Raw genomic sequence first — 8,827 nt, forward strand, 5'->3', positions numbered from 1 at the left:
GATCAATGATCCAATTCACCAGCCTCATCCACGAGATCATGCCCGCGTGGCTCCGGCGGCGTTCGCGCCGGCGCATGCAGGACACGGAGACAACTTTCGATCCATCGCGTCCTGAAGACGCCGATGCCGTCTGGCGAAAGGCCGTCGAGAGGGACCTGTTCGGCGCAAACACGCCCGACTATACCGAGACCGAACAGAAGAAGCGCGATCACCACTGACGGAGGCTGTCAGCCTTCCGCGAAGACCAGCGAGACATTGCCGCCGGCATGCCGTTCGAGCCGGCCGGCGAGGTCGAGCTCCAGGAGCACCATGAACACCTGGGCCGGATGCAGGCCGGTGTGGCGGATGATCTCGTCGATCGCCACCGGCGTCGGGCCGAGCGCTTCGGTCACCCTGGCGCGGTCGTTTTCGCCGGGTGGCGGCGTGGCCGAGAAATCGGGGGGATCTTCAAAGGGCGGCAGTTCGGGGGCCCGCAAACCGGTCAGCGGCGCGATTGCCCTGTGAATGTCGGCGGCTTCGGTGACCAAGGTGGCACCGTCCTTGAGCAGGCCATTGGTGCCGGCGGCGCGTGGATCAAGCGGCGAGCCGGGTACGGCGAAGACCAGCCGGCCCATTTCGCCTGCGAGCCTGGCGCTGATCAGGGACCCGGAACGCTGCGCCGCCTCGACCACCACCAGACCGACTGCCGCGCCCGCGACGAGGCGGTTGCGGCGCGGAAAATCCTGGGCACGCGGCTGCCAGCCGAACGGCATCTCCGAAATGATGGCGCCGCCGCGCTCGACGATCTCGTCGCACAGGCCGGCATTCTCAGGCGGGTAGGGCAGATCGAGGCCTCCGGCCAGCACGCCGATCGTGCCGGTCGAGAGGCTGCCCTGATGTGCTGAAGTGTCGATGCCGCGCGCGAGGCCGGAGATGATGGCGTAACCGTCGCGGCCAAGGTCGGTCGCCAGCATGCGCGCCATCTTGATGCCGGCGAGCGAGGCGTTGCGGGCGCCGACGATAGCCACCGCGGGCAGCCGAAACACCGCGCCTTCGCCTTTCACCGCCAGCAGCGGCGGCGGATGGTCCATGTTTTTCAACAGGGCGGGATAGTCCGGCTCGCCGATACCGACAAAGCGGGCGCCTGCCAGCCTTGCGGCCTCCAGTTCCGCTTCGGCCTCGGCGATCGAGGGAATGCGGGCGATCCTGCTGGCGCCGCCCGAAATCATCAGTTCCGGCAGCATTTCCAGCGCGACTTCGGCCGAACCGAAGCGGTTGATCAGGTCGCGAAAGGAGGCAGGACCTACATTCTGGGTGCGGATCAGCCGCAGCCAGCTCAACCGCTGCCGGTCGCTGAGGCGCGGTCCGGCGAGCGGCTTGCTCACTCCTTCGCCCCGATTTTGCCCTCGGTGCCGGCAAGCAGGCGTGAAATGTTGGCCCGGTGCTTGATGAAGACGATCAGGCTCATCACGACGAACAATGCGGCAATCTGCGGTGTGCTCAGGAAATAGAGGGCGATCGGCACGGCGACCGCGGCCGTCAGCGCTGCAAGCGAGGAGTAGCGGAACAGGAATGCCATGGCCAGCCAGACGATGGCGAAGATCAGCGCCACCTGCCAGGCAAGGCCGATCAGCACGCCGAGATAGGTGGCGACGCCCTTGCCTCCCTTGAATCCGAGCCAGATCGGGAAGAGATGGCCGAGGAAGGCGCCAAGGCCGGCCCAAGCGCCGAGTTCGGGCGCGAAATGGCCCGCGATCAGCACCGCGGCCGTGCCCTTCAGCGCGTCGAGCAGCAGCGTGGCCGCGGCAAGGCCCTTGTTGCCGGTGCGGAGCACATTTGTCGCGCCGATGTTGCCGGAGCCGATCTGGCGCACGTCGCCAAGCCCTGCCGCACGGGTCAGCAGAAGCCCGAACGGAATCGAGCCCAAGAAATAGCCGAGCACCAGCGCCGGGATCAGGTTGTAAGTCATTGTTCCCCCCGCATTTCCCCCTGACGGGCTGAATTCGGCGCGATGCGCCGCCGCCAGCTCAGACCGAGAACACTGTGCGGCCCGCCACCAGCGTTTGCAAGACCTTGCCCTGCAGGCGCGCGCCTTCGAAACAGGTGTTCTTCGAGCGCGAGCGAATGCCGCTTTCGCTGACGATCCAGGGTTCATCCAGATCGACAAGCGCAAGGTCCGCGACAGCGCCGGGCTTGAGCGTGCCGCCAGGCAGGCCGAACAGCCTTGCCGGCGCCGTGGACAAGGTCTCGATCAGCCGCGGCAGCGGCACGTCGCCATTGTGGTAGAGCCGCAAGGCCGCGCCCAGCAACGTTTCGAGCCCAATGGCGCCGGCTGCGGCGTCGGCGAAGGGCAGGCGCTTGGTGTCGACGTCCTGCGGATCGTGCGAGGAGACGATGATGTCGACCGTGCCGTCCCTGATCGCTTCGATCATCGCCAGGCGGTCTTCCTCGGCGCGCAGCGGCGGGGTCAACCGGAAGAAGGTGCGATATTCGCCGACATCGTTTTCGTTGAGTGACAGATTGTGGATCGACACGCCCGATGTGACGGTCGCGCCGTCGGTCTTCGCGCGCGCCACCGATGCCGCCGCCATCGCCGTCGATATCTTTGCCGCATGGTAGGAGCCGCGCGTCAGGCGCGCCAGGGCAAGGTCGCGCTCCAGCGGGATGGTTTCGGCTTCACGCGGAATGCCGGAAAGCCCCAGCCAGCTGGCGCAGAGTCCCTCGTTCATCACGCCCGACGACGCGAGGTCGGCATCCTGGGTTTCGTGCACGATGGTTGCGCCGAAATCGCGGGCATAAGTCAGCGCCCGGCGCATCACCAGCGCGCTTGATATGGTGTGGCGGCCGTCGGTGAAGGCGGCGGCGCCGGCCTCGCGCAGCAGCCCGAATTCGGTCATCTCGCGGCCGTCGAGGCCCTTGGTGATGGCTGCGGCCGGGAAAATATTCACGATTGCCGTGTCCTTGGCGGTGCGCAGCACGAATTCGACCAGGGCCACATTGTCGATGACCGGATCGGTATCGGGCATCATGACGATCGAGGTGACGCCGCCGGCAGCCGCGGCGACACTTGCCGACGCGATCGTTTCGCGATGTTCTCCGCCCGGTTCGCCGATGAAGACGCGGCCGTCGATCAGGCCTGGAATGACCGCCTTGCCGGCGCAGTCGATGATGGTGGCGCCCTCGGGCGCCCCCTGGTTCAGCGCAGCCTTGCCGGCGGCGGCTATCTTCTTCCCGTCGACGATGACCGTCCCGGTCTCGTCTACGCCGCGCGAGGGGTCGATGATGCGGGCGCGCTCGAACACCGTAATGGTCATGCGCCGCGGCCCTCATGGTTGCGGCGCGGATCGAGCAGCGCTTCCATCACCGCCATGCGCACGGCGACGCCCATCTCGACCTGTTCCTGGATGACGCTCTGCGGGCCGTCGGCGATTTCCGAAGCGATCTCGACGCCACGGTTCATCGGGCCCGGATGCATCACCAGCGCATCGTCTTTCGCGGCCTTCAGCTTCTCGGCGTCGAGGCCGAAATAGCGGAAATATTCGCGCACCGAAGGCACGAAGGCGCCTTCCATTCGCTCGCGCTGCAGGCGCAGCATCATCACCACGTCGGCATCTTTCAGGCCCTCGGCCATTGAGCCGGTGACGATCACACCCATCCTGTCGATGCCCGCAGGCAGCAGCGTCGAGGGTGCGACGACGCGCACCTGCGCGCCGAGCGCATTGAGCAGCATGATGTTGGAGCGGGCGACGCGCGAATGCAGGATGTCGCCGCAGATCGCCACGATCAGTTTCGACAGCGGACCCTTGGCGCGACGGATGGTCAGCGCGTCAAGCAGCGCCTGTGTGGGGTGCTCGTGCGCGCCGTCCCCCGCATTGACCACGGAGCAGCCGACCTTCTGCGCCAGGAGGGCGGCCGCACCGGCCGACTGGTGGCGGATGATCAATATGTCGGGCCGCATGGCGTTCAGCGTCATGGCCGTGTCGATGAGCGTCTCGCCCTTCTTCACCGAGGAACTCGCCACCGACATGTTCATGACGTCGGCGCCGAGACGCTTTCCGGCCAGTTCGAACGACGACTGCGTCCGCGTTGAGGCTTCGTAGAAAAGGTTGATCTGGGTGCGGCCGCGCAGTGTCGAGGTTTTCTTCTCGGATTGCCGCGAGATCGCGACAGCCCGGTCCGCCCTGTCGAGCAGAAGCTCGATGTCGGCGGGGGAAAGATCGCGGATGCCCAGAAGATGGCGGTGGGGATAGAGTGGCAGGGACGAAGCGTCGGTCATCTCAAGGGGCTGCTATAGGGTGGACGTTCCATGGCTGCAAGCGCCAGCTTTGGATTGCGGCTGTTCTCCCCGGTATTTTCGTCGCGAGCCTTGGGCTATATCTAGCCGATGGCTCCGGATTCGTAGCCGCCTGGCAGTAAGGATGAAGCGTGACCGACGACGTGACGAACCAGCCGCCGCCGCTGACAGGCGGCAACGCCTGGCGGGGCGATCCGTTGCTGATCCAGCTTGCCGAGCGCTTTTCCGATCCGGTGCGCAAGGATCTCGACGGGCTCGGCCGCTTCGTGCTGACGCAGGAGGCCCAGGAACTGGCCCGCCTCGCCAATGTCGAAACGCCGAGGCTCAGGACGCATGATCGCCAGGGCCGGCGCATCGATCTGGTCGAGTTTCACCCCGCCTATCACGCTTTGATGCGCCGTTCCGTAGCCAACGGGCTGCACTCCTCGGTCTGGGAGAATGGCGATGCCGAGATCGGCCGCCGCCATCAGGTGCGCGCGGCCCGGTTCTACCTGACGGCCGAACTCGAGACCGGACATCTGTGTCCCATCACCATGACCAGCGCTTCGCTGGCAGCGCTGATGGCGAGCCCGAAACTGTTCCGCGAGTGGGCGCCGCGCGTGACGACGCGCAAATACGACCAGAGCCAAAAGCCGCCGGTCGAGAAGACCGGGCTTACGCTTGGCATGGGCATGACAGAGAAACAGGGCGGCACGGACGTGCGCGCCAATGTAACGAGGGCCGAGCGCGTCGGCAGCGGCTTCTATCGCCTGACCGGCCATAAATGGTTCATGTCGGCGCCGATGTCGGATGCCTTCCTGGTGCTGGCGCAGGCGCCGGAGGGATTGTCGTGCTTCCTCGTGCCGCGCGTCCTTGGCGACGGCTCGGGCAACGGCTTCCGTTTCCAGCGCCTGAAGGACAAGCTCGGCAACCGGTCGAATGCGTCTTCCGAGGTGGAGTTCGTCAACGCGATCGGTGAGATGGTCGGCGAGCCGGGCGCCGGCGTGAAGACGATCATGGACATGGTGACCTTGACCCGGCTCGACTGCGCCGTGGCGTCTTCGGCGATCATGCGGGCGGGTCTGGCCGAAGCCGTTCATCACGCCCGCCATCGCCAGGTGTTCGGCACCAACCTGATCGAGCAGCCGCTGATGCAGCGCGTGCTGGCGGACATGGCGCTCGACGTCGCCGCTGCCACGGCGCTGTCGTTCCGTCTGGCGCGTTCCTTCGACGAGGCGGCGAGCGATCGCGGCGAGGCGGCCTTTGCCCGTGCCATGACGCCGGTCGTCAAATATTGGGTCTGCAAAATTGCGCCGCCGCTGCTCTACGAGGCGATGGAATGCCTCGGCGGCAACGGCTATGTCGAGGAGGCGCCGCTCGCTCGCTACTATCGCGAAGCTCCGGTCAACGCTATCTGGGAAGGATCGGGCAATGTCATGGCGCTGGATGTGCTGCGCGTGCTTGGCCGCGCGCCGGGCCTGTTCGAGGAGGTGCTTGCCGGCATCGATCGCGACCTGGGCGCGGGCGGACGCGGCACCATCGGTGTGCTGAAGGCGGCGATGCAAGTCGCCGCGACCGACGAAGGCTCGGCCCGCCTGCTGACGGAGCAACTGGCGCTGTCGGCGGCGGCGGCGGAATTGCGCCGGTTGGGGGCAGGGCGGATCGCCGATGCCTTCGTCGAGACGCGGCTGGCGGGCCAGTGGCGCAACACCTACGGCATGCTCGATTCGCGCCATGATGCGCGCATGATCATCGACACGCTCTATCCGCCAACCACCTGAGCAGCAGCCATGGACCACGCCTTGGTCATTCCCCCGCGCCGTTAACCTTAACAAATGGTTTCCGTTGCGAGGGCTGGCGGCAAAGCCCACTGTCATTCCTGTCGAAGCAGGAATCACGATGCGACAGGTATTGACCTCTTTTCTCGCCTTGCACTGGACGATCGTTTTCGCCCTGCTGGCGATCATCTGCATCGATGGAAACCGCGGCGTGGCCGGGGCGCTTGGGGTGCTGGGCGTGACGATCGAGAGCGCCCGCTTCGTCGATCTCGAAAATGTCGTCGTGGTTGCGCCTCTGGCAACGGCCCTGCTTGTCGTGGCGGTGCTGTTCTTCTGGGCTTTTGTCGAGGCGCTGATCAACAATGCCAGCAATCCGGGCGCCGACAGCGTTGCCCGCATCGCCTTCATCAGCGCTTCCGGCGTGCTGTCGCTGATCTTGGTCGGAGGCGCGGCGCAAGGCATCAACGGGCTGTTCCTGGGCGTCGCCGTGCAATTGGCCGCACTTCTGGCCTCCTATGTCGCCATGCTTGCCGAGCGCCGCACCCTGGCCACATCGGATGAGGTTGAAATCCACGCCACGGCGCACAGCATGGCCAGGGCCGCAGCCCACAATTCGCTGCTTTCGCTGATATCGGGCCGACCCCAGCCGACCCGGAAGGGAGGCCGCTGATGCGTTACATCTTCGCATTGTGGGCGGCTCCGATGGCGCTTTTCTGGGGCTGGTTCTACCTGTCGCTCAACGACATGAATTTCGGCTACGTCATGCTGAGCCGGCAGTTGCATGATTTCGTCTTCCAACTCTACGGCCAGATGCTCGGCATCGACCCGGCAATCATTCCCGGTATGGTGGGAAGAGCCTGTATATTCGACGGCCTGCTGCTGCTGGCGATCTGGGCGTTTCGCCGCCGTCGTGAAATCATCGGCTGGATCAGGAGGCGGCCGGCGGTTCCGGTGCAGTTCGAGCGGCTGCACCGAGCGAGCGAAGCCGGTCCAAAACTCCCTGCAGAATAAAGGCGGCGGCGGCCGAATCGATCTTGCCGGCGCGTTTGGCGCGCGAAAAATCCATCTCGATCAGCGTCCGTTCAGCGGCTACCGTCGACAGCCTCTCGTCCCATAGCAGGAAGGGAAGGTCGCTCAAGGCGGCCATGTTGCGTACGAAGGCGCGCGATTTCTGCGCGCGCGGACCTTCCGAGCCGTCCATGTTGACCGGCAGTCCAATCACCACCGCGCCGGCATTCTCCTTTTGCAGCAGATCCAGCAGCACGGCCGCGTCGAGCGAGAATTTCCGTCGGATGATGACCGGGCGCGGATGCGCGAAGGAAAAGCCACGGTCCGAAACGGCGACGCCGATGGTCTTGTCGCCGAGATCGAGCCCGGCAAGCGTCCTGCCGCCAGCCAGCCGTGCCGGCAATTCCTCGATGGTAATGATAGCCAACGGTTTTCCTTTGACCCGACAGCGCCGTCGCGGCGTTTTGAACACGCGAGAACGCCGTAACACTTTGCTCTTGAGCTGACGCCGTTCTATCCTCCGGCGGAGCAAAAATCGAGGAACTCGCTGATGAAACTCACTTGGTACGGACAATCCGCCTTCAAGATCGAGGTGGCGGGCGCAAGCATCCTGATGGACCCGTTCCTGAGCGGCAATCCGCTTTGGAAGAAAAGCTGGGAAGGCCCGGCCGAAGGTGTCACCCATGTGCTTTTGACGCATGGTCACGGAGACCATGTCGGCGATGCGCTCGAGATCCTCAAAAAGACCGGAGCGATGCTGGTCGCCAACCCCGAGGTCTGCGGCTATCTCGGCGGCCAGGGCGTCGACCAGAACAATGTCAACCAGGGCAACACCGGTGGCACGGTGGACTGCGGCCCGTTCACGACGACTTTTGTCCAGGCATTGCATTCCTCGTCCTATGGGGACGGCATCTATATGGGCAATCCCTGCGGGCTGGTCCTGCATTTCCAGGACGACAAGACGCTCTATCACATGGGCGATACCGACATCTTCTCGGACATGGCGCTGGTCAACGAGCTGCATGAGCCGAAGATCGGCCTGGTGCCGGTCGGCGACCGCTTTACCATGGGAGGTGCTGTCGCGGCTCTCGCCTGCCGCCGCTATTTCAAGTTCGATGTCGCCGTGCCATGCCACTATGCGACTTTCGGCCTGCTCGACCAGACGCCCGACAAATTCGTCGCCGGAATGGAGGGTTCGGGCGTGAATGTCGTCGTGCCTGGGATCGGCGAGGCGGTCACACTATAAATTGAAAACGGAATTAAACCATGGGCTTGAGGAACTCTCTTTGCGTTTCGATGCTGTTTGCGGCGTCGCCGGCGCTTGCCGCGGACGATTTCATTGAAGGAGTATACCTCAAGTCCGAGGAGCTCTGCGCACAGGCCAGGAAAGATACCCTGCAGACGCTGATCGATGCCGGCAACATCGTGCTGTCGGCCCATGGCCTGCAAGGGGTCGAATACAATTGCGAGTTCTTGCAGATCAGCAAGGCGACACGCTCGCCGAGCTGGGCGGTGACGGCCATTTGCCAGGAGCCGGGCTACGTTTTTCCCGACGTGCTCTCGGTGACGCAGATGAGCCCGACTCAGATCGATCTCGTCTCCGTCCGGCCCATCGAAGACGAGAGCGAGGCGAGCGGCAACAGCGGCAGCTACTATCTGTGCGAGGGCATGGCCCCGCCGTGAGGTCATTTGCCCGATTGTGGGCATGCACATGTGTCGGTAGCTAATCAAGTTGTCCGGTTTGGTAGCACATGATCTGTCCGCTTCTGTTTTGGCGTCGAAGCGGTTC

Annotated in this window: 11 protein-coding genes; 6 read left to right on the forward strand and 5 right to left on the reverse strand. The window is 64.6% G+C overall.

Annotated features, from left to right (window positions below):
- Nucleotides 1-5: 5 nt before the first annotated feature.
- The gene (locus FJ490_RS27175) at nt 6-218 is read left to right on the forward strand and encodes a hypothetical protein (protein WP_140498769.1); all 213 of its coding nucleotides are present in this window, start codon (nt 6-8) and stop codon (nt 216-218) included.
- 9 nt (nt 219-227) lie between these two features.
- Here FJ490_RS27175 and dprA read toward each other — a convergent pair whose 3' ends face one another.
- From dprA to FJ490_RS27195, 4 genes are read right to left on the reverse strand one after another with little or no spacing between them, the layout of a single operon-like run.
- Nucleotides 228-1,364, reverse strand: coding sequence for a DNA-processing protein DprA (gene dprA / locus FJ490_RS27180; RefSeq protein ID WP_140525337.1), 1,137 nt, complete (start codon nt 1,362-1,364; stop codon nt 228-230).
- Nucleotides 1,361-1,948: a glycerol-3-phosphate 1-O-acyltransferase PlsY gene (plsY, locus tag FJ490_RS27185; RefSeq protein ID WP_140515331.1), complete on the reverse strand. Its 588-nt coding sequence runs from the start codon at nt 1,946-1,948 to the stop codon at nt 1,361-1,363. The genes dprA and plsY overlap by 4 nt, the downstream gene beginning before the upstream one ends.
- A 58-nt stretch (nt 1,949-2,006) precedes the next feature.
- Nucleotides 2,007-3,293: a dihydroorotase gene (locus tag FJ490_RS27190; protein WP_140729205.1), complete on the reverse strand. Its 1,287-nt coding sequence runs from the start codon at nt 3,291-3,293 to the stop codon at nt 2,007-2,009.
- The gene (locus FJ490_RS27195) at nt 3,290-4,255 is read right to left on the reverse strand and encodes an aspartate carbamoyltransferase catalytic subunit (RefSeq protein WP_140525335.1); all 966 of its coding nucleotides are present in this window, start codon (nt 4,253-4,255) and stop codon (nt 3,290-3,292) included. Before FJ490_RS27195 ends, FJ490_RS27190 begins: the two co-directional genes overlap by 4 nt.
- Before the next feature lie 149 nt (nt 4,256-4,404).
- Here FJ490_RS27195 and FJ490_RS27200 point away from each other — a divergent pair, with 149 nt between their 5' ends.
- The 3 genes from FJ490_RS27200 (at nt 4,405) to FJ490_RS27210 (ending at nt 7,041) form a co-directional block, all read left to right on the forward strand.
- On the forward strand, nt 4,405-6,033 hold the full coding sequence (locus FJ490_RS27200; protein WP_140525334.1) for a DNA alkylation response protein: 1,629 nt from the start codon (nt 4,405-4,407) through the stop codon (nt 6,031-6,033).
- A 118-nt stretch (nt 6,034-6,151) separates the two neighbouring features.
- Nucleotides 6,152-6,700 (forward strand): hypothetical protein, encoded by a 549-nt coding sequence (locus FJ490_RS27205; RefSeq protein ID WP_140525333.1) that lies wholly within the window; start codon nt 6,152-6,154, stop codon nt 6,698-6,700.
- The gene (locus FJ490_RS27210; protein ID WP_140525332.1) at nt 6,700-7,041 is read left to right on the forward strand and encodes a DUF6105 family protein; all 342 of its coding nucleotides are present in this window, start codon (nt 6,700-6,702) and stop codon (nt 7,039-7,041) included. The genes FJ490_RS27205 and FJ490_RS27210 overlap by 1 nt, the downstream gene beginning before the upstream one ends.
- Here FJ490_RS27210 and ruvX read toward each other — a convergent pair.
- Entirely contained in the window at nt 6,959-7,465 is a 507-nt protein-coding gene (gene ruvX, locus FJ490_RS27215; protein ID WP_140525331.1) for a Holliday junction resolvase RuvX, read from the reverse strand. The genes FJ490_RS27210 and ruvX overlap by 83 nt on opposite strands.
- 123 nt (nt 7,466-7,588) lie before the next feature.
- Between ruvX and FJ490_RS27220 the strand changes: the two genes are divergently transcribed.
- Entirely contained in the window at nt 7,589-8,284 is a 696-nt protein-coding gene (locus tag FJ490_RS27220) for a metal-dependent hydrolase (RefSeq protein ID WP_140656318.1), read from the forward strand.
- Nucleotides 8,285-8,304: 20 nt separating this feature from the next.
- Nucleotides 8,305-8,721, forward strand: coding sequence for a hypothetical protein (locus tag FJ490_RS27225; RefSeq protein ID WP_140515339.1), 417 nt, complete (start codon nt 8,305-8,307; stop codon nt 8,719-8,721).
- Nucleotides 8,722-8,827: the final 106 nt, after the last annotated feature.

The organism is Mesorhizobium sp. B2-5-11, assembly GCF_006440835.1.
Lineage (GTDB): Bacteria > Pseudomonadota > Alphaproteobacteria > Rhizobiales > Rhizobiaceae > Mesorhizobium.